This is a genomic window from Rhodococcus sp. 1163 (assembly GCF_002091985.1).
Taxonomy (GTDB): Bacteria; Actinomycetota; Actinomycetes; order Mycobacteriales; family Mycobacteriaceae; genus Rhodococcoides.
This window is the reverse complement of sequence record NZ_MKKX01000032.1, coordinates 85,599-105,685: the sequence shown is the minus strand read 5'-3', so window position 1 is coordinate 105,685 and position 20,087 is coordinate 85,599. Positions and strand designations below refer to the sequence as shown.

Sequence of the window (20,087 nt, the reverse complement as noted above, 5' to 3'; positions counted from 1 at the left end):
GGATCAGTGGACCGGTGACTGGACGAAGTTCAGGTACGCCTTCGACGGTGTCGGGCCTCGTTGCCCCTGGTACTTGGAACCGGTCGTCGCACTGCCGTACGGGTGCTCGGCCGGACTGGACAACCGGAACAAGCACAGCTGGCCGATTTTCATGCCGGGCCAGAGCGTGATCGGGAGGTTCGCCACGTTGGACAGCTCCAGGGTGATGTGGCCGCTGAAACCCGGGTCGATGAATCCGGCCGTCGAGTGCGTCAGCAACCCGAGGCGACCGAGCGAGCTCTTGCCTTCGAGCCGTCCCGCCAGGTAGTCGGGAAAGGTCGTCAGCTCGAGCGTCGAGCCGAGCACGAATTCTCCGGGATGCAATACGAACGGCTCACCCTCGGCGGGTTCGACCAAAGTGGTCAGCTCGTCCTGTTGCTTCGACGGGTCGATATGGGTGTATCGAGTGTTGTTGAACACGCGGAAGAGCTTGTCAAGGCGTACATCGACGCTCGACGGTTGAACCATCGAGTCGTCGAACGGCTCGATCCCCAAGTTGCCGGTGGACACTTCGGTACGGATATCGCGGTCGGAGAGCAGCACACCCCGCAGGCTATCGCGCCCACCGCCTGAGTTCGGCGGTGGCCGTCGGTCGAACACACCGCTTTGCGAACTTTATCTTGCTAAGCAACGGTAGTTACCCCCGATAATGAGCAAGATCAACTTCGGACGGGTTCAAAACAAGACTTCGACACAAGGATGCGGATGGAATCGATTTTCGTTCTCGATCCTGAGATCAGCATGCAGAAGCAACACTGCACACCCCTGACTACCGGCTCGAGCTATTTCGACACCCATCTGAACTGCACCGTGCTGGCAACGACGCCGCGAGCACGGCCAGAGCTGTGGCGCGCATTTACCGAGGGAGCACTGGCGAGCTACACGCACTTCGGCGTCGAGAAGGCACTCGAGTACGAGGAGATCGTCGACGGCACCTCGACCACCATGTTTCTTGCCGCCGTCGACGATTCCGGTCGTCTTCACGGCGGACTCCGTGTACAAGGGCCGTACACCCAGCCCACTCACACGCACGCCGAACGAGAGTGGGCCGACTGTTCGACCGGCCGCGCCGCGCTCCGCAGGATGGTCGCCGACCGCCTACCGCACGGAGTCGTCGAGATGAAAAGCGTCTGGACGGCCCAGGACGCTCCTCGCCAGGGCACCTCGGGATACCTCGGGGCGATCGGTGCAACTCTGGCCGCCGTCGCGCTCGGGAGCCGTTTCACCTTGGCCACGAGTGCGGAACATGCAATGGGCCCCTACCTCGACTCGGGCGCGGTGATGGCGGCCCACATCGATGCCGTGCCCTACCCGGACGATCGCTACCGGACACGAGTTCTCTGGTGGGACCAACACATGATTCCGCGGCACACGACCGTGAACCTCTATCGACACATCGCACGTGCAGTCGCGCAACTGCTCCCCACCCATCACATCTCAACGGAGGCACCAACATCATGACCACATCCTGGCAAGCCGTCATTCTCGACGAGACTCGACACGAGGATCGCGAACTCTTGGACCGGCTGCGGTCGGATCCGAGCATCGAGATCCTCGATCGACTCGCCGAACAGCGCGCCGGGCTCGCACGGTTGACGCCGAAGCCGACAACCGAACTCGTCGAAGAACCGATGCGGTGGATCTACTACCCGTGGCGCCGAACCGTCGTCGCCACGCTGGGACCGGCTGGTTTCCGCCGACTTCGACTGGACCGCAACCGCAACAAGATCACCGCCGAAGAACAGGAACGATTGGCGACGCTGACGATCGGCATCGTGGGTCTGAGCGTCGGGCACGCTATCGCGTATTCCCTCGCGCTCGACGGGGTCTGCGGGGCACTGCGGCTGGCAGATTTCGACAAGCTCGAACTCTCCAACCTCAACCGAATCCCGGCCACGCTGCTCGACCTGGGCCTCGGCAAGCCGGTCGTCGCAGCCAGACGCATCGCCGAGCTCGACCCGTATCTCCCGGTGAGCATCGACGATCGCGGTGTGACGGCAGAGTCGGCCGACAGCTTCCTCGACGGACTGGACCTGCTTGTCGAGGAGTGCGATTCACTCGATGTGAAGGTTCTCGTTCGGGAGAAGGCGCGTGAGCATCGAGTCCCCGTCATCATGGAAACGAGCGACCGCGGACTGCTCGACGTCGAAAGATTCGATCTCGAGCCCGATCGGCCTCTGTTCCACGGTCTTCTCGGTGACATCGATTCGAAATCCCTCGAGAACCTCTCCACGCACGACAAGGTGCCGTACGTCCTCGCCATTCTCGGCGCCGGCGACCTGTCGGCGCGGATGGCGGCGTCGATGATCGAGGTCGACCGCACGACGACCACCTGGCCGCAGTTGGGGAGCGAGGTTGCTCTCGGCGGAGCCACCGTCGCCGGGGCGGTCCGTCGGTTCGGCTTGGGTCAGCGACTCGAATCCGGGCGGGTGCGAATCCACATCGACGACCATCTCGACGCGCTCGTCACCCCCACCGGGGCCGCGCATTTCCGTGCCACCACCTCGTCCGAGGAACTTCCCGACCTGCATTCGTCCGCGTTGCACACGCCCAGCGAGGCGATCGCGCACTCGGCCACCCGGGCCCCGTCCGGCGGAAATGTCCAGCCCTGGACCATCACCACCACGTCGGATTCCGTTCGGCTGACACTCGATCGGACTCGTACGAGCGGGCTCGATGTTGCCTACCGGGGCAGCCATGTCGCCATCGGTGCAGCGCTGTACAACGCACGCGTCGCGGCCGCGCACTTCGGCGTACTGGGAGAGAGCACGATTCTACCGACTGGAGACACCGTCGAGGTCGCCCTCGAATTGGCCCCGAGCGCAACCGAAAACGAGCTGGCCGCGCACTACGACGGCATGTTGGCCCGAACCACCAACCGGCATCTGGGAATCCCCGCCGACATCGACGCGGCCACCGTCGGCGCTCTCGAGGCCGCTGCCGACGCAGAAGGAATTCGCTTGGCGCTTATCACCGACCGTGCAGCCATCACCGAGATCGCCGGGATCATCGCTGAATCGGATCGAATCCGATATCTCACCGCTGAACTCCACTCCGAGATGATCTCCGAACTGCGGTGGCCGGGCCAGGATGATCCGGACACCGGAATCGACGTCGACGCACTGGCTCTCGATGCAACCGACCTGGTGAAGCTCGATGTATCTCGAAGATCCGATGTCATGGCGCTGTTGGGCGATTGGGACGGCGGCGTCGCGCTGGGCGAAGACAGCCACGACCGCATCGAATCCAGTTCAGCACTCGCGGTCACCGTGACGTCCGGCCACGCCCCCGCCGACTTCGTCCGTGGCGGCTCCGGCACCCAGAGCGTGTGGATCACGGCGCAGACACACGGACTGGCAGTACATCCGGCGTCACCGGTCTTCATCTACGCGCACACCGATGCGGAGTTCGACACCCTGTCCCCGCGCCACGCCGACGCACTGTCGCGACTGCGAACGCGATTCCACCGGGTGGTCGGCATCGAAGACGGTGAATCGATTGCGTTGGTACTGCGCTTGTCCCACACCGACGGCCGCGCTGTTCGAAGTAGAAGACGAACATCGGCGCAGGTGACGCACTAGGCGGTACAGTCCACTCTGGCCTGTCCAGGGTAAATTTCGAGGCTTGATCTCGAGGTCAGGGAGGGAATGGGAATGCGCGACATACGAAGTCTCGACGCGCTCGTCACCGACGTCGCCTCGGACCTCATCGGTGTCGATGCGTCTACGGTATCGACCGCATACACCCGGGTGCTACGCACACTCGTCGAGTTCTTCGATGTCCACGCCGGATACCTTCGCCACACCGACTACCGGAATCGATCGACGGTGATGATCGCCGAATGGCCTCCGAGGCCCGATGCGCCAGCACCCGATCCACTCGGCGTCGTTTATTTCGCCGAAGCCGACCCGGTCTTCGCCGCATGCGAGCATCTGGTGCACCCCAAAGTGTTCCGCCCTACGGTCGGCGACGAGGACTATCGCCAACGGATCGAAGCAGCCTCCGGATATCCCGTCACCTCCATGGCGGTAGTTCCTCTCGTCCAAGAGAAGTCGATCGGATGGGTCGGCCTCATCAAAAGCGGCGACCGAGCGTGGTCCGAAGGCGAAACCAACGCACTCGTCGCCATTGCGTCGATGTTCACGCAGGTTCACGCCCGCATCCTGGCCGAGGAATCACTGCGTCTCGCCGCCGAAAGCGACGCACTGACCGGACTGGCGAACCGGAGAGGGTTCACCGATGACCTACTCCGTCGCCTTTCCTCCGGCGCCGGACCTGTTGCCGTGCTGTTCCTCGATCTGGATCGACTCAAAGCACTCAACGATTTCTACGGACACTCGGCGGGCGACGAATACCTCCGCGCGCTGGCCGACACACTCCGAGCGGTCCTCGCGCCGGAAGCCACCATCGCCAGATGGGGTGGGGATGAGTTCGTGGTCGTCATGCAACCCTCGATGCTCGACGGCAAATCGACGTCGCCGTACAACGTCGCGCTACGAGTCCTCGATGCAGTGGCCACTACGCGAGTAACGATGGCCGGTGACGACATCACCCGCACCGTCAGTATCGGCGTCACCACCGCAATGCCCGGAGTGGAACGCGTCGACGACATCATCGCCAATGCCGATCAGGCTGCGCTGGTAGCCAAGCACCGGGGCGGAAACAGTGTCGTCATGTTCGATTCGGTCATCCGCGCACATACTGCGCTGCGTAACGACGTCGAACTCCATCTCCACGCTGCCATTTCCAATGGCGATCTCGTGCTGCACTTCCAACCCGAGGTCGATCTCAGAACCGGCGACATCACCGCCGTCGAGGCACTCGTACGTTGGCAGCACCCCACCAGAGGCCTCCTTCCCCCGAGCGACTTCATCGATATCGCGGAGTCCTCGGAACTCGCAACCGGACTGGGCCGCTGGGTGCTCGTCGACGCCATGCGCGCCCACTCCGACTGGGCATCTCGCATCCCCGGGCTCGACATCGCGATGCGCGTGAACGTCTCACCTGCGCAGCTCCTCGCCCCCGAGTTCGTCACCATCGTCGCGCAAGCGCTCGACTACGGTTCCGTTCCACCGACCACATTGTGCCTGGAGATCACCGAAAACGCTGTCGTGCAAGATACTGGCCAGACTGCCAAGATTCTGACCATGCTTCGCGAGCTGGGTGTCGGTATCGCGATCGACGACTTCGGTACCGGATTCAGCTCCCTCGCACACCTGAAGGTACTGCCGCTGGATGCCCTCAAAATCGACGGCGAGTTCGTAAAAAATCTCGATTCCAACGCCAACGACCAGGCGATCGTCGGAGCCATCGCCACCCTTGCCGCAGCGTTCGGGCTCGAACTGCTCGCCGAGGGTGTCGAGACCGAGGCCGCGAAATCGGCATTGATGGCCGTGGGTTGTGATCGGGCGCAGGGCTATCTGTTCTCACGGCCGGTACCCGAAGCGGAGATGCTCGAGATGTTGGCACGGGGAGGCATCCACTGACCACCTCAGGCTCGATTGCGCACAGTGGGTTAAGGTCTCGTTAGCCGGGGGGCCGGAGGCAGGAGAGGGCACTGAATCGACGTCGAGATCTCGATGTCGTCGTAACCGACGTCGCGACTACCCTCATGCGCGTGGATGCCGAATCGGCCCACGAGACATACCCATCGATCCTCCACAGCCTGGCCTGCGAACTGGAACTCGACTTCGCGTTTCTACGCCTGACCGATATCGATACCTGGACAAGCATTCTCGTCGCAGAATGGCCGCCGAGAATCGGAATCACCTACCCGGACCCGTCGACGGTCGCGCACCGGGACGGTCCCGACCCGATCCTCGCTCTCGCCGCAACGATGAAAGACGTCACCGTAGTGTCCTCGACGGAAGACCTTGCCGAACAACTCGATGGTCTTGCGCCCGAGAGGGTTCCGCTCGTGGTGATCCCACTGGTCACCGGAGGCATCGACGTGGGGGTCCTCGGCTTCGCCAAGGCTGCCGGGCGCGCTTGGACCGACTGCGAATTGAGCTCGCTGCGATCGGTTGCTGCGCTGATGACGCAGCTGCTAGCGCGAGTGGACGCGGAGAACCGTTCCCGCTTCGCCGCCACGCACGACGATCTCACCGGGATGTCGAACCGCAGAGCACTGTTGGACCACCTGAGCGCGCGCCTGGAGGAGCCGGGGTGCGGCCCGGTGGCAGTGCTGTTTCTCGACCTCGACCAGCTGAAGTCGTTGAACGACTTCCTCGGCCATTTGACCGGCGACGAATACATCCGCGACGTCGCCGATATCGTGCGTGAAGAACTCGGAGCCGAGGATGTGATCGCCCGGTTGGGGGGCGACGAATTCGTCGTCGTACTCGCAGGCCCGACAGATGAATGCACCGCCGACCTGGCGGCCCAAACGATACTGAAGGCAATCGACGGGATCGACATGCCTCTCGCCGATCTGCGTCGGCGCGCCCGGATCGGCATCATGATGGCCCAGCCCGGTCGTATCACTGCCGAACGTGCCTTACGGTGCGCGGACCAGGCTGCGCTCATCGCGAAGATCGGCAGTACCGACAACATCGAACACTTCACCGAATCGGTGCGAGCACAGAGCGAGCTGCGAAGCGACGTCGAAGTGCACCTGCGTGACGCGATCGAAGGCGACGCCCTCGTGCTGTACTACCAACCCGAAGTCGACCTCGGCAGCGGAAAGATCACCGCGGTGGAAGCTCTCGTCCGATGGCAACACCCGGTGCGCGGACTCCTGCCGCCGAGCGCTTTCATCCCCGTCGCCGAAGCGACAAACCTCGCACCGGCATTGGGGAGGTGGGTACTGGACACAGCGTGCCGCACCTTGTCCGAATGGCGGTCGACGTTACCATCCCTCGACATCTCCATACGCGTCAATGTCTCCCCGGCCCAGCTCGTCGAACCCGACTTCGCCGGAACCGTCGAGGCAGTCCTTCGGCGCTACGGGGTCGAAGGCCCACAATTGTGCCTCGAGATTACCGAGGTCGCCGTCGTCAACGACGTGGACCGCACTCGAAAGACGCTCCACGGGCTGCACCAACTCGGCGTTCGCATCGCCATCGACGACTTCGGCACCGGTTACAGCGCACTGTCACATCTGAAGGAGCTCGACGTCGATGCACTCAAGATCGACCGCTCCTTCGTCACCGACCTCGGAGCAGGTGACGCCAACGACCTCGCCATCGTCGAATCCGTCGTCGGGCTCGCCGACGCCTTCGGACTCGATGTCATCGCAGAAGGCGTCGAGACCACCGCGGCGGTCGATGTCCTCCTCGCGCTCGGATGCACACGGGCGCAGGGGTACCTCATTTCCCGACCGGTTCCCGCGGCCGAGACGCTCGAACTCCTTCGCGCCGGGACCATTCAGTTCTGACTACCGACGGCGGCTGATACAGTGTGTCCGCGTGGCCTCAGGGCCGCCAAGCCGGTGTAGTTCATTGGTAGAATGCGACCTTCCCAAGGTTGAGAGGCGGGTTCGATTCCCGTCACCGGCTCATTTGCGACAACACCCCAAACAGGATAAAACCTGATTTCGGCTCGATAAACATGATCTCCGTCCGAAATATCTACGGACGATATCCCCTGAATCACGCATTTCTTCTGTTTTCCCATTCACCTCGTTGATATCGTGTCCTTCGTGCTAAACCTTCTGACGTGCTTGTTGTTTCCCCCGACAATTGCCATGACAGGAATAGAGCATGAACTGGATTGCATTGTTGTTGTCCGCATTGATGTGGACCCCCGGGGCGCCCCCTGTGCCCACGCCCACCCCGACTCCCACCCCGACTGCACCGGTTCCGACCACAACCACTCCCCCGCCCGCACCACCGGTACAAGGTGGCGTGCTGTGGGAGGACGCGTTCAACGGAACCGGAGCCGTCGACGCCAGCAAGTGGACATTCCAAACCGGCAGGTGGGGTGCAAGTTCCGGCGAGCAGCAGTACTACACCAACTCGACGTCCAATGCGTCGATGAGCAACGGCGCCCTGCAGATCACCGCTCGACGCGAGAATCCACCCGACGGGGTGCGCGCACCCGACAACATCACGAGCGCACGCGTCGTCAGCTTCGGAAAACAATCCGTAACCCCGCCAGTTCGAATAGAAGCATCCATAAAGATGCCACGAGCCGCTGGATTACTTCCGGCATTCTGGTTATTGGGATTGGAACCGGGACATGAATACGATTGGCCGCGTCAGGGTGAAATCGACATCGTAGAAATCCCGGGAACCAATGGCCCGTCTTTCAATCTTCATGGTCCATCGCGCAGCAATTCTTCGGTGGACGTCAAGGCCGGCGGCGACACCGCTCCGCTGTCCGACGCTTTTCACACCTACCGCGTCGACTGGCTGACCGACAGGATCACCTGGTTCATCGACGGGGTGGCCAAGTATTCGCTGACCAAGGCCCAGTACGAAGCAAAGGGCGGCAACTGGACTCCGTTCTCCGGCGCCTTCCCGCACTACGTGCTTCTCAACGTGGCGGTCGGCAACAACTGGGTAGGTAAGGTCCCCGCCTCGACGCCGTTCCCGCAGACGATGAGTGTCGACTGGATCAAAGCGAGCCGAATTTCCTGACCGAGGTCACGTTTGTGAACCATCCCACCGCACAGCACCGCTCGCTGGGACATGGCACACAATTGGGCATAGCATCTAGAAGGGAAGTACCCCAAGGTCGAGGTGTGGCATGAAATTCTCTCTCGCGCTGAACTTCAGCGCTGTGTGCGTTGCCTGCTCCGTAGTGGGAATGGGAGTCGCATCGGCTGCGCCGGTGATCCCGACGACACCGGGACCCGGGCAATCGAACCATGCTGATGCGATCAGATACTCCGCGGAGAACCCCGGCGCTGTTCCCCCAGGCGTCAACGATCCCGAATGTGTTCCGACACCGCAGGATTCGGAACCGGTCATCCTGGTCCACGGAACCGACGCCACGGTGTACTCCGACTGGGCCGGTCTCGGGCCGGTACTGAAAACGGCGGGGTACTGCGCGTACGCGTTGAACTACGGTGCGTCACCGGACGGGACGAGCTACGGGTTCAGCGACATCGCCGGGAGTGCAGAACAATTGAAAGAGTTCACCGAATCGGTGCTGACGAAAACTGGTGCCACGTCGGTAAACCTCGTCGGCTACTCCCAGGGCGCCGCGGTCACCCGTTACTACACCAACCGCCTAGGCGGGGACGCCGTGGTGGACAAGTGGATCGGCATCGCCTCACCTACCTACGGCGGCACTGCGTACGGCACCTCCCCTGTACTGCAAGCAGTTCCGGGTGGAACGACACTCGTCGCCGGTGAGTTCGGCCCGGCACTCGTCGAACTACTGCAGGGTTCGGACTTCCTGAACCGACTCAATGCCGGCGGCGACACCGTCCCCGGCGTCGAGTACACCAACATCGCCACCCGAGTCGACGAGACGATCCAGCCCTATACCAATGCGCTGCTTCGGGACCCCGGTGCCACCAACATCGTGATCCAGGACGTCTGCCCGCAGGACAACGTCGCACACTTCACCTTCACCTACGATCCGACCGCCATCGGGCTCGTCCTCGCTGCCCTCGACCCGACCGCCGGGATCGTCGCACCCTGCGGTCCGGTCCCACTCGGTGCCGGAATTCTCGACGTCGTCATCGCGAGCAACCAGCAACTCACGGAACACCGCTAAGGTTCGCGACCGACAACTGATAGGCGCGCAGACCTACGTACAGTTCCGAGCACTGAATCGGGTCGAGAAAGTCCCGACCGGTCAGCTCGCCGATCCTCCGCAAGCGATACAGCACGGTGTTGCGGTGATAATGCAACCGCGACGCCGCCTCACTGGTCGACCCTTTGGAGCCGAACCACGCATCCAGGGTCGTCAGCAGGCTCTCCCGCTCCTCGTCGGGAAGGTCGAGCAGGCGACCGAGGATCTGCCGGGTAGCCGCCTGCGCACTGTCCGGATGCCGAGCCAGCATCAATGGAACCGGAACCGCATCGAAGCGCGTCAGCGCACTGCCGTCCACGCGCGCACAGGTCCGCGCCAACCTGGCCTGCTCGACGGCCATCGGCATTCCCGCCGGTGACGAGAATCCGGCACTGACCCCGATCGCCGCATCGGTGCCGCCGTTGTCGATACTGCACAGAACCTCGTCGAGGAGAGCATCCGAAGTCGCGAACAGCAGGCCGAGAGTGCCGTCGACTTCGGAGTCCCACACCGCACCGATGCCCCGCGTCGACAGTTCGACATCACGTGAGTCCGCGGAGACGACGACGAACGATCCACGATCGGGAATTCGGAAGGTCCGCACCGCGTCGGCCACGGCGGCCGGGTTCGAGACACGATCACCGAACAGTGCCCGCACCAGTCGCCGGCGCGATTCCGCATCCTGTTCGGACAGTGTGTCCACCGTCGAGCGGTATGCCTCCGCGGCAGCGTCGGAACAGACGTCGACGAGCGCTCATACCTGCGCCGCCATCTCGAGCAGGGCTCGCGAGGGTTCTCCGTCGGACCGATTCATCAACTCTTCCCAAATGAGTCGACCGCCCAGCCGAAACGCGTGCAGCAGCGCGGCAAGCGGCACACCCTGCTCGGCCTTCAACCGACCCGTCGCGTGTGCCGAAGACAGATCCGGTACACCGTGACCGGCCAGGCAACCGATCATCGCGCGCAGATTCTCCCGGCAGGCACTGCGCAACTCGTCCTCGGTCAACAGCGAGGCCTCGAGATATCCGTGCTCGGCGTCGAGTATGCGGTGGACCAACGTCTCGGCCAGCATCTCCGTCGAGTCGAGGAGTGGCGCAGCGAGGTCGGTCGACGCGAGCACAGTGGTCGGAGTACTGGTTGCCATGGTCGAAGCGTAGCGCCGCCCCTCGACCCTTGGTTGTGCCACTGCACAACCAAGCGACCGACTTGGAGAGCGCGGGCCTATAGCGCTCACGGTCGAATGAGACGACAATCACAGCAGAAGTGGACCTACGCGCACCCCGAGTAAAGAGAAGAGCCACCCCTTGACCGATCGAATCGAACCCGACCTGCACATCGCGCTCACCCCGGAAGACGAGACGCACCGCCTGGTCGACGCCGCACTCGAAGAGTTGAGCGCAGGGGAGAAGAAGTGGGCGACCCTGACATTGGCAGCACGTCGGGCGCTGCTCGAGCAAGTGCGAGACCTGACCGTCGCGCACGGCGCCGAGTGGGTCACCGCCGCGTGCTCGATCAAGGGCCTCGACCCGTCGTCGTCACTCGTCGGTGAGGAATGGATCTCCGGCCCCTATGCTTTCGTCAGCGGCGCAGCCACCCTCGCGCACACTCTGGCCGCCCTCGAATCGGGCACCAGCCCGCTCGCCAAGGCACACTTCGGTTCCGCGCCCGGCGGACGCACCACGGTCCAGGTACTGCCGCTGAGCATCTTCGACTCGCTGCTGCTCAACGGATTCAGCGCCGACGTGTGGCTGAAACCGGGAATCGACGCCGATACCGCCAAACGCACCGCAGGCCTGGCCCAACGCGATCCCGCGCACACCAACGGCATCGGCGTCGTACTCGGCGCCGGCAACATCATGTCCATCGCGCCGCTGGACACACTGTACGAACTCTTCGCCCACAATCGCGTCGTCGCGCTCAAACTCAACCCGATCACCGACCCGTTGCTGCCGGTGCTGAGAAAAGTCCTTCGGCCGTTGATCGACGCCGGCGTCGTCCGCTTGCTCACCGGTGGAGCCGAGGCGGGCACCTACCTGGTCAACCACGACCTGGTCGATCACGTGCACATGACCGGTAGCTCGATCACCCACGACGCCATCGTCTTCGGACCCGGACAGACCGGCGCGGAACACAAAGCCGCCAACGACCCGATACTGACCAAGCCGATGACGAGCGAACTCGGCGGCGTCTCACCGACCATCGTTCTCCCCGGCGAGTGGAGCACAGCCGACATCGAGTTTCAGGCCGAACACGTTGCCACGCAACGCCTACACAACAGTGGCTACAACTGCATCGCATCACAGGTGGTCGTACTGTCCTCCAACTGGAAACAGCGAGACCAGTTCCTCGCCGCACTCCGCAAGGCACTCGACTCGGCACCCTCCCGTCGCGCGTACTACCCAGGCAGCGACACCCGCGTAGCCGGCGCCCTGGAGAACTATCCGAAAGCCTCGCGGCTCTCCGGCGGACGCGTCCTTATCGAAGACATCGACCCAGGCAAAGAAGCGTCACTGCTGGAGACCGAATACTTCGCCCCGGTTCTCGGCGTCATCGAACTCCCCTACGGCGAAGATGAATTCGCCGCCAAGGCAGTGGCGACCGTCAACGAGAAGTTCATCGGCACCCTGGGGGTCAACATTATCGCCCACCCCAAGACGATCGATCGACTGGGCTCGAAGTTCGACTCACTGCTGGCCGAACTGAACTACGGCACGATCGCAGTGAACGCCTGGACCGGAGTCGGATTCCTCACCGCCGCAGCGTCGTGGGGCGCGTTCCCGGGACACACGATCGACGACGTCCAGAGCGGAATCGGCATCGTCCACAACGCACTGCTGATCGACGGCGCCGAACGCACCGTAGTGCGCGGACCTTTCCGTCCGTCTCCTCGCTCGCTGATCAACGGCGAATGGTCGATCTCCCCCAAGCCGCCATGGTTCGTCAACAACCGAACGGCCGCAACCACCGGCAGACTGTTGACAGAATTCGCCGGAAAGCCCTCCTGGGCAAAGCTTCCTGCCATCTTCGCCTCCGCTCTGCGCGGCTAGAGACAAAGGTACCTTCTTTCATGTCACAACCAGCCATCGCCGACTACGTCGTAGTCGGCGCCGGATCCTCCGGTGCAGTACTCGCCAATCGGCTCAGCGCCGACCCGCGCAACACCGTCGTAGTGCTCGAAGCGGGCCCGGAGGACAAGAACAAATTCGCCCACATCCCCGCGGCCTTCTCCAAACTGTTCCGCAGTGACGTGGATTGGAACTACGACACCGAACCTCAGAGCGAACTGCGGGACCGCAGCATCTACTGGCCCCGCGGCAAGATGCTCGGTGGATCATCGTCGATGAACGCGATGATGTGGGTCCGCGGGTTCGCCGCCGACTACGACGAGTGGGCCTCCCTGTCGGACTCCTCCTGGTCGTTCGAGAACGTAGTACCGTACTTCCGCAAGATCGAAAGCATCGAAGCGACAAAGGAACTCGATGCGGGTACCGGCGGACCGATGATCGTGTCGAACCAACGCAGTCCGCGCGCATCGACCACCTCCTTCCTCGACGCCGTCCAGGAAGCCGGATATCCCGTCGAGACGGCCAACCGTGCCGAGCCCAAGGGCTTCTCGCAGACCATGGTCAACCAGAAACGCGGTGCCCGCTGGAGCACTGCCGACGCGTACCTCGCACCGATTCGCAAGCGGCCCAACCTGACCATCCTCACCGAAGCTCATGCCACGCGCGTCGTCTTCGAAGGGTCCGCCGCCGTCGGCGTCGAATACACCAAGGACGGGATCACCCACACCGTCCGCGCCGCCAAGGAAGTGATTCTCGCCGGGGGCGCAATCAATACGCCACAATTGCTGATGCTCTCGGGTATCGGCGACAGAGCGCAACTGGCCGCACACGGCATTAGGGTGCAGCACCACGCACCGGAGGTCGGTAAGAACCTGACCGATCACCTGTGTGCGCTCATCGGCTGGAAGACCGAATTCGATTCACTGTTCCACGCCGAGAAAATCCCCCAGCTCGTCAACTACCTGGCTCGCCGACGCGGCATGCTCACCTCGAACGTCGCCGAAGCCTACGGATTCATCAAGAGTCGAGACGAAGTACCGTTCCCCGACGTCGAGCTCATCTACGCCCCCGCCCCGTTCTTCGACGAGGGACTCATCGCGCCGGACACGCACGCCGCCGTCATCGGGGCAGTGCTGCTCAACCCGGTGAGCCGCGGTGAGATCGGTCTTCGTTCCGCCGACCCACTGGCCAAAGCCGTCATCGAACCTCGCTACCTCAGCGATCCCGACGGCACCGATCGGCGCGCAATGATCGAGGGATTGCGGGCATGCACGACTATCGCCTCACAACCGTCCCTCAAAAAGCTGCTCGGCGACATAGTCCGACCACGCGTGAAAGCAGACATCTCGACCGAGGACCTGCTGACCGAAGCCCTCGAGCAAAACGCACACACCCTCTACCACCCGGTGAGCACCTGCCGGATGGGAAGCGACAGCTCGAGCGTCGTCACCCCGGATCTCCGGGTCCGCGGCGTCGAGAACTTACGGGTCGCGGACGCGTCGATCATGCCGACGATCATCCGCGGCCACACACACGCGCCGAGCGTACTGATCGGCGAAAGGGCCGCGGACCTGGTGCTGCGCTGAGGTGACTGGTCACATGCCCGTCGCCACCGGACGAGCCGGATCGCCTGACCATTGTGACCACGACCCCGGATAGAGGGCGGCATCTATTCCGGCGATGGCCAGCGCGGCCACCTGATGGGCGGCCGTGATGCCGGAACCGCAGTACACCCCGACCTGCGGCTTCGCCCCGCCGAACCGTTCGCGGAGCGCTTCCGCCGACAGGAATCGCCCGTCCGCGTCGAGGTTGGCGCTGGTCGGAGCACTGATGGCACCGGGTATGTGGCCGGCCCGCGGATCCACCGGCTCGGACTCGCCCGCGTACCGTTCCGCGGCCCGCGCGTCGAGCAGCGTTCCAGACTCTGCGAGTGCGGCTGCTTCCTCGGTCGTGAGCGTCGGCAAATGTCCCGCACCGAGCTGGACATCCCCTGGTGCCGACGCGACCTCCTCGCCCGCGGAGGTGTCGTTACCTGCGGCGATCCAGGCTGCCAGACCGCCGTCGAGCAGGGTTACCTCGTCGAAGCCGGCCCACTTCAGCAGCCACCACGCCCGCGCCGCAGCGAGGTTGCCTGTGTTGTCGTAAACGACGACGGGCACACCGGTGGTGACGCCCCAGCGTCGCGCGGCGGCCTGCAGTCTCTCGATGGAGGGGAGGGGATGTCTGCCCTCGGGGGAGGCGGGTTCGGCGAGTTCGTTTTCCAGGTCGACGAACACCGCGCCCGGGATATGCGCGTCGCGATAGTGCCGTCGACCGTCCGAATCTCCAAGGGCCCAGCGAACATCGAGGACTACGGGCGGAACGAGGCTACGCAGTTCAGACTTCAGGTCGGTGGCATCAAGAGTCTCCTGTGGCATGCGTGAATTTTGCTCCACTTTTGCTCCGAATCGACGGAAACCCGCCCAGCCGAAGCGAAAGTGGAGCAAAATTCACGGCACTAACCAAACCGGACCACCGGTTACGAGAGTATTAGGTAACGGTCCGGCAACGGTCACGTATCGAACTCGACTCGGGCCTACTACGAATGTTCGGATCGGACATTCTGCCCATATTTCCGTGTTTCTACGTGAGAACATTTGCCTACCAAGGTGATTTGCCGTGCTGTTCGTCCGGGTCGGGAAGCCCGAATACGAGATTTCAACGGTTCGGCATGCCGGAACTACGTACCGGACTAAGATCGGACCCATCCGGAACGGACCCTGCGGCGAATTACCTACAACGCTCAACACTTGAGCCAACGAAAGGTAGATCCTCACATGATCTCGATCCGTAAAGTTATGGCCGCCACTGCAATCGGCGCAATGACCCTCGTACCTCTCGCCGCATGCTCGAGTGACGATTCATCGAGCACCGAGTCCAGCACCACCTCGGCCGCTGCCGCCGAGACCACCGAGTCGATGCCGGCACCAGCTGCCGAGGTCGATGACCTCAGCAAGGGCGTCAGCACCGCTGTCGCACTCGACGCAGGCTTCACCGGCGCCCTGACGACACTCGGCCTCACCCCCGGAGTTGTCGGAACCGCCACTCTGGCAGACGGATCCATCGTCTTCCCGATCACCGGTGGAGACGTCAAGTACTGGGAGCCGGGCACAGTCGACCCCTACGTTCAGGGCGAGATCATGCACGATGGAAGCGGCTTGTCACTGACCGCCGGTGAGACCGTCGTCGAGCTCACCGACTTCGACATCGATCCGGGCACCTCGGTTCTCACCGGAACCGTCACCGTCAACGGTGCCGTTGCTGCCGAAGATGCAGTCCTCTTCGACCTCGACGGCCGCACACTGCAGCCGTTGGCAACCGGCCCGAACGACACCGCGATCCTGACCGGCACCGAGGTCAAGATCTCCGAGACCGCCGCCGGCCTGCTGAACGACACGTTCAAGACCGACGCTGTCACCCCCGGCCTGCTCGTGGGCGTTGCAACCATCACCATCGCAACTGCGTAAATGAACGACGAAACCGTCCGCGCGAGGTCACCGCACATGGCGGCCTCGCGCGGACGGTTTCGTAGTCCGCTTCGAGGCCCCTGGCTCACTTCGATCTTCGGCGCCGTACTGCTCGCCGGCCTGCCCATCGTCATCCTCACCGGGCTTGCCTCCTACATAGCGTATGGCCCACAGTTCGGCCAAGCCCTTCCGACAGATGTCGGCTGGCTGCGGCTCCCCTACTTCGACTGGCCCACCAACCCATCGTGGTTGTACCGCTTCACCCAAGGTCTGCATGTCGGCCTCGGATTGATCCTGGTTCCGATCGTGTTGGCGAAACTGTGGTCGGTCATACCCAAGCTGTTCGTGACGCCTCCGATCCGCTCGGTTTCTCAAGCACTGGAACGGCTTTCCCTGCTCGCGCTCGTCGGCGGGATTCTTTTCGAGATCGTCACCGGAGTTCTCAACATCCAGTACGACTACATCTTCGGCTTCAGCTTCTACACCGCCCACTACTGGGGTGCATGGATCTTCATCGCCGGTTTCGTCTCGCACGCGATCATCAAGACTCCGTTGATGTTTCGCACTCTTCGCTCTCGCTCGCTCATCCAGGTCCTGAAGGACAAGCAGACCGAGCAGGAAGTCGATCCCGACGGATCCGACCTCATCGCCGAGGACCCCACCGATCCCACGATCAGCAGGCGCGGAGCGCTCGCCCTCGTCGGCGGTGGCGCACTGTTCGTCGCAGCCCTCACCGTGGGGCAGACCACTGGCGGGTTCCTCCGCAACGCCGCGATACTTCTTCCCCGCGGCCGGTCGTACGGAGACGGACCCGACGATTTCCAGATCAACCGCACAGCCTCCGCAGCCCGGATCACCGAGGACGCCACGGGCGCGAGCTGGACCCTCGAACTGACCGGAGGTGCGAGCGCGGTGACGTTCACCAGAGAAGCCCTCCTGCGGATGGAGCAGCACACCGCCGATCTACCCATCGCCTGCGTCGAAGGATGGTCGACGGTTCAGCGCTGGACCGGCGTCCGGTTACGTGACCTCGCGTCGGCAGCCGGCGTCGAGGATCTTCGGTCGGCGCAGGTCACCTCGATCGAGGAGAATGGGCCTTTCCGTCAGGCCACACTGCAGTCCAACCAGGTCCTCGACGCCGATTCACTGCTCGCACTGCAGGTCAACGGCGTCGACCTCTCCCCCGACCATGGGTACCCCGCGCGGATCATCGTCCCGGCCATGCCAGGAGTGCACAACACCAAATGGGTGAAGGCAATCGAATTCAGGAACGCGTGATGGCAGCGTTCACCCGCATCTACGGCGCCCGTCCCCTGCACCTACTTGCAGTGTGTTTCGCATTGGCGCTGGTGGGGTACGTGGTCTACGTGGCAGGCATAGCTACGTTCTGGAATCGGAACGTCTGGTGGCAATCGATTGCAGTGTGGTTCGCCGGTGCCATCGTCGTCCACGACCTTCTTCTTTTTCCCCTGTATTCGCTCGCCGACCGCTCGCTCACTGCCGGACTCGACGCGATGCGCGGACGGGCACCCGCACTCACCTGGCGCGTATCCCCGCTCAACTACATCCGTGTCCCGCTCATGGGCACGGCGCTGACTTTCGTCCTGTTCTTTCCCGGAATCATTCAGCAAGGATCCGAAACATTTACTACCGCAACCGGATTGACGCAGGAGCCTTATCTCGGTCGCTGGCTGGTACTGACAGCGGTGCTGTTCGGAGTCAGCGCACTGGCGTACGCGATCCGTATCGCACAGACCTCGAACAGGAGAGCGACGTGAGAGTCACGGCAGACGAACTGTTCAGCAGAGCCTCCTGTGGTTTGCCCTGTTGGATGGGGCACTCGAACGGAACCCGTGAGCCGCTGCCCACCGCTCGCTGGATGGGCGGCCCGGCATCGAGCACCGAAGACCGAATCGCCGACGGCCGGATGATCGGCCACTGCAACGGCCCCACCCTCGACCTCGGCTGTGGTCCCGGTCGACTCACCGAGGGCCTGGCGCGACGCGGCATCTCTGCACTAGGCGTCGACACCTCGAAGAAGGCCGTCGATCTGACGGTCGGGCGCGGTGGACGGGCGGTACTTCGCGATCTGTTCGAGCCCTTACCCAATGCCGGTGACTGGGCCTGCGTCTTGCTGGCCGACGGAAACATCGGCATCGGCGGCGACCCTGTCCGCTTGCTTCGCCGAGCCGCGGAGCTCATTCGACCCGACGGCGCCGTCATCGCCGAGGTCCACGCGCCCGGCGCCGCCGAAGTACAACCACAGACAGTCCGCTGGGAGACCGACACGATGGTGGGCGAGTGGTTCGCGTGGGCGAGCGTCAGCGCCAACGCAACCTATGCCATCGCACACGCCGCAGGCCTCGCCGTAGTCGATATCGCACCGATCCACGGACGGTTCTTCGCACGGTTGGAGCGTGCTTAACCGCCCGCGCAGCGCATCACCAGTTGGTGAAGAGCAGATGGTTGATTGCAAGTGCCACGAGAACCTGCAATCCCAACCAGAACCGGTGCGTGCGTTGCGGAAGCACTGCGGGCGCCAGGAGCATCCACATGGCGAACGGCAGCCAGATGCGCTCGGTTTCGGCTTTGCTCAGCTGACTCAGATCTGCCATCACCACGGCCGCAAGCCCGGCGATGACCAGAAGATTGATCGGCTGCACCCGAGTGAAGATGCGCGGAAACGCAGCAGGAACGGCAATCCCGAGCGCGCAGAACAACGCCGCGAAGTTGGCCCAACCCCAGTACTCGAACGGTCGGTCCGTCGCGATGCCCTGGTAGTAACGCTCCTGCACGAGCTCGTAGCCGTCGAACCACCAGAAGCCGTAGGCAGTGAAGATCGCCGCCACGACGAGCGCACCCGCGAGCGCACCGAGAAGCGACCACACGGCCGGCCGCAGCGCGCGCCCGGCGACAAGGACCGCAACCGCCGGGAGCGCCATCAACCCGAGGCCGTAATTGAGATAGACGCCGAAGCCCAGAAGCACACCAGCAGCAAGCGATACAGGCCAGCGGTTCTTCTGCGTCGAGAGAGCGAGCAACGCGATTCCCCAGGCCACCACGCCGGCGTAGAACGCGTCGGCAGACACTGCGATCCAGACAGCTGCGGGCGCAAGCGCCACGAACGGGGCTGCACGACGCGCCATCGTCTCGTCACCGAGAGCACGGACGGTCACGATGAGCGCCATAGTGGCGCTGGTGCCGACGAGTACACACAACCATGCCGCCCACGCACCGCCGCTGAGCCCGAGTCGATCAAGCCACACGAACGTCAGCAGCGCGCCCGGCGGATGGCCGGACACATGCGTCGTCCACGAGTCGGCCTGGTAATCGAGGATGCGTTCGGAGAAACCCTGCAGCGTCGCCGGTATATCGGTGATGTCGGGAACTTCGTGGAGATACTCGTCGGTGGAGGACAAGCGCGTGGAGAATCCGCGTCGCCAACCGTCGACCATGGCCAGCGCCATCGTCCACGCCAGCGACACGCCCCAGGTGAGCGGAAGCAGCTTCCGCCACGACAGTCTGCGCGCAATCTCCGGCCCCCACAGGACGCCCGCGATCGCGATGAGAATCGCGAACGGAGTGCCCAAGCCGAGGTGAAGCTCACGGAAGCCGAAAAGCGGTGCGGCATCGGCGAAATCACGAACCTGCTGCGGGGTGCGGTTGATGATCGGCGTGATCAGCTCGTTGTCCAGATACGGGACCACGAATGCCACTGCGACGAGCCCAACGGCGAGGACAGCCGCGATAGATTCTCTCCAGTACCGGATAGCGTTCACCTAACGTTGCGATC

At 63.4% G+C, this 20,087-nt stretch carries 17 protein-coding genes and 1 tRNA gene; 13 read left to right on the top strand and 5 right to left on the bottom strand.

Annotated elements, in window-relative coordinates; translation table 11 throughout:
• Positions 1 to 3: 3 nt before the first annotated feature.
• Positions 4 to 582, bottom strand: a complete 579-nt coding sequence (gene dcd / locus BJD99_RS13375; protein WP_084347344.1) for a dCTP deaminase — start codon at positions 580 to 582, stop codon at positions 4 to 6.
• A 162-nt stretch (positions 583 to 744) separates the two neighbouring features.
• Between dcd and BJD99_RS13370 the strand changes: the two genes are divergently transcribed.
• From BJD99_RS13370 to BJD99_RS13340, 7 genes are all read left to right on the top strand, one after another.
• Positions 745 to 1,500 carry a hypothetical protein gene (locus BJD99_RS13370; RefSeq protein WP_084347342.1) on the top strand — a complete coding sequence of 252 codons (756 nt, stop codon included), beginning with the start codon at positions 745 to 747 and terminating at the stop codon, positions 1,498 to 1,500.
• The gene (locus BJD99_RS13365) at positions 1,497 to 3,620 is read left to right on the top strand and encodes an Rv1355c family protein (RefSeq protein WP_084347340.1); all 2,124 of its coding nucleotides are present in this window, start codon (positions 1,497 to 1,499) and stop codon (positions 3,618 to 3,620) included. Before BJD99_RS13370 ends, BJD99_RS13365 begins: the two co-directional genes overlap by 4 nt.
• A gap of 72 nt (positions 3,621 to 3,692) precedes the next feature.
• Positions 3,693 to 5,525, top strand: coding sequence for a bifunctional diguanylate cyclase/phosphodiesterase (locus tag BJD99_RS13360; RefSeq protein ID WP_084347492.1), 1,833 nt, complete (start codon positions 3,693 to 3,695; stop codon positions 5,523 to 5,525).
• A gap of 125 nt (positions 5,526 to 5,650) precedes the next feature.
• Positions 5,651 to 7,414: a bifunctional diguanylate cyclase/phosphodiesterase gene (locus BJD99_RS13355; protein WP_084347338.1), complete on the top strand. Its 1,764-nt coding sequence runs from the start codon at positions 5,651 to 5,653 to the stop codon at positions 7,412 to 7,414.
• Positions 7,415 to 7,464: 50 nt separating this feature from the next.
• Positions 7,465 to 7,535, top strand: a tRNA-Gly gene (locus BJD99_RS13350).
• Positions 7,536 to 7,739: 204 nt separating this feature from the next.
• Positions 7,740 to 8,618, top strand: a complete 879-nt coding sequence (locus BJD99_RS13345) for a glycoside hydrolase family 16 protein (RefSeq protein WP_256895672.1) — start codon at positions 7,740 to 7,742, stop codon at positions 8,616 to 8,618.
• Between the two features lie 109 nt (positions 8,619 to 8,727).
• Positions 8,728 to 9,705 carry a triacylglycerol lipase gene (locus BJD99_RS13340; RefSeq protein WP_084347336.1) on the top strand — a complete coding sequence of 326 codons (978 nt, stop codon included), beginning with the start codon at positions 8,728 to 8,730 and terminating at the stop codon, positions 9,703 to 9,705.
• Here the strand turns inward: BJD99_RS13340 and BJD99_RS21285 are convergent.
• Both BJD99_RS21285 and BJD99_RS21280 read right to left on the bottom strand, forming a co-directional pair.
• Positions 9,689 to 10,426 (bottom strand): CdaR family transcriptional regulator, encoded by a 738-nt coding sequence (locus BJD99_RS21285; protein WP_256895671.1) that lies wholly within the window; start codon positions 10,424 to 10,426, stop codon positions 9,689 to 9,691. The two genes, BJD99_RS13340 and BJD99_RS21285, sit on opposite strands and share 17 nt — an antisense overlap.
• Positions 10,427 to 10,477: 51 nt before the next feature.
• Positions 10,478 to 10,867 carry a hypothetical protein gene (locus BJD99_RS21280; protein ID WP_256895670.1) on the bottom strand — a complete coding sequence of 130 codons (390 nt, stop codon included), beginning with the start codon at positions 10,865 to 10,867 and terminating at the stop codon, positions 10,478 to 10,480.
• Positions 10,868 to 11,057: 190 nt separating this feature from the next.
• Between BJD99_RS21280 and BJD99_RS13330 the strand changes: the two genes are divergently transcribed.
• On the top strand, positions 11,058 to 12,770 hold the full coding sequence (locus BJD99_RS13330) for an aldehyde dehydrogenase family protein (protein ID WP_084347488.1): 1,713 nt from the start codon (positions 11,058 to 11,060) through the stop codon (positions 12,768 to 12,770).
• A gap of 20 nt (positions 12,771 to 12,790) precedes the next feature.
• Positions 12,791 to 14,374, top strand: a complete 1,584-nt coding sequence (locus BJD99_RS13325) for a GMC family oxidoreductase (protein WP_084347334.1) — start codon at positions 12,791 to 12,793, stop codon at positions 14,372 to 14,374.
• 9 nt (positions 14,375 to 14,383) lie between these two features.
• On the opposite strand, the gene BJD99_RS13320 is transcribed toward BJD99_RS13325, so the two are convergent.
• The gene (locus tag BJD99_RS13320) at positions 14,384 to 15,205 is read right to left on the bottom strand and encodes a sulfurtransferase (protein WP_084347332.1); all 822 of its coding nucleotides are present in this window, start codon (positions 15,203 to 15,205) and stop codon (positions 14,384 to 14,386) included.
• 399 nt (positions 15,206 to 15,604) lie between these two features.
• Between BJD99_RS13320 and BJD99_RS13315 the strand changes: the two genes are divergently transcribed.
• From BJD99_RS13315 to BJD99_RS13300, 4 genes are read left to right on the top strand one after another with little or no spacing between them, the layout of a single operon-like run.
• Positions 15,605 to 16,294 carry a hypothetical protein gene (locus tag BJD99_RS13315; protein WP_084347330.1) on the top strand — a complete coding sequence of 230 codons (690 nt, stop codon included), beginning with the start codon at positions 15,605 to 15,607 and terminating at the stop codon, positions 16,292 to 16,294.
• A gap of 36 nt (positions 16,295 to 16,330) precedes the next feature.
• Positions 16,331 to 17,572, top strand: a complete 1,242-nt coding sequence (locus BJD99_RS13310) for a molybdopterin-dependent oxidoreductase (RefSeq protein WP_084347487.1) — start codon at positions 16,331 to 16,333, stop codon at positions 17,570 to 17,572.
• Positions 17,572 to 18,072 carry a hypothetical protein gene (locus BJD99_RS13305; RefSeq protein ID WP_084347328.1) on the top strand — a complete coding sequence of 167 codons (501 nt, stop codon included), beginning with the start codon at positions 17,572 to 17,574 and terminating at the stop codon, positions 18,070 to 18,072. The genes BJD99_RS13310 and BJD99_RS13305 overlap by 1 nt, the downstream gene beginning before the upstream one ends.
• Positions 18,069 to 18,719: a methyltransferase domain-containing protein gene (locus BJD99_RS13300; protein ID WP_084347326.1), complete on the top strand. Its 651-nt coding sequence runs from the start codon at positions 18,069 to 18,071 to the stop codon at positions 18,717 to 18,719. The genes BJD99_RS13305 and BJD99_RS13300 overlap by 4 nt, the downstream gene beginning before the upstream one ends.
• A 16-nt stretch (positions 18,720 to 18,735) precedes the next feature.
• Here BJD99_RS13300 and BJD99_RS13295 read toward each other — a convergent pair whose 3' ends face one another.
• Complete coding sequence (locus BJD99_RS13295) at positions 18,736 to 20,073, bottom strand: hypothetical protein (protein ID WP_084347324.1); 1,338 nt, start codon at positions 20,071 to 20,073, stop codon at positions 18,736 to 18,738.
• Between the last annotated feature and the right edge of the window lie 14 nt (positions 20,074 to 20,087).

Bases quoted from the DNA above. Each gene is read 5' to 3' on its own strand.
- BJD99_RS13370 (WP_084347342.1), top strand. From the start codon at position 745: ATGGAATCGATTTTCGTTCTCGATCCTGAGATCAGCATGCAGAAGCAA.
- BJD99_RS13365 (WP_084347340.1), top strand. From the start codon at position 1,497: ATGACCACATCCTGGCAAGCCGTCATTCTCGACGAGACTCGACACGAG.
- BJD99_RS13360 (WP_084347492.1), top strand. From the start codon at position 3,693: ATGCGCGACATACGAAGTCTCGACGCGCTCGTCACCGACGTCGCCTCG.
- BJD99_RS13355 (WP_084347338.1), top strand. From the start codon at position 5,651: ATGCGCGTGGATGCCGAATCGGCCCACGAGACATACCCATCGATCCTC.
- BJD99_RS13345 (WP_256895672.1), top strand. From the start codon at position 7,740: ATGAACTGGATTGCATTGTTGTTGTCCGCATTGATGTGGACCCCCGGG.
- BJD99_RS13340 (WP_084347336.1), top strand. From the start codon at position 8,728: ATGAAATTCTCTCTCGCGCTGAACTTCAGCGCTGTGTGCGTTGCCTGC.
- BJD99_RS21280 (WP_256895670.1), bottom strand. From the start codon at position 10,867: ATGGCAACCAGTACTCCGACCACTGTGCTCGCGTCGACCGACCTCGCT.
- BJD99_RS13325 (WP_084347334.1), top strand. From the start codon at position 12,791: ATGTCACAACCAGCCATCGCCGACTACGTCGTAGTCGGCGCCGGATCC.
- BJD99_RS13320 (WP_084347332.1), bottom strand. From the start codon at position 15,205: ATGCCACAGGAGACTCTTGATGCCACCGACCTGAAGTCTGAACTGCGT.
- BJD99_RS13315 (WP_084347330.1), top strand. From the start codon at position 15,605: ATGATCTCGATCCGTAAAGTTATGGCCGCCACTGCAATCGGCGCAATG.
- BJD99_RS13310 (WP_084347487.1), top strand. From the start codon at position 16,331: ATGGCGGCCTCGCGCGGACGGTTTCGTAGTCCGCTTCGAGGCCCCTGG.
- BJD99_RS13305 (WP_084347328.1), top strand. From the start codon at position 17,572: ATGGCAGCGTTCACCCGCATCTACGGCGCCCGTCCCCTGCACCTACTT.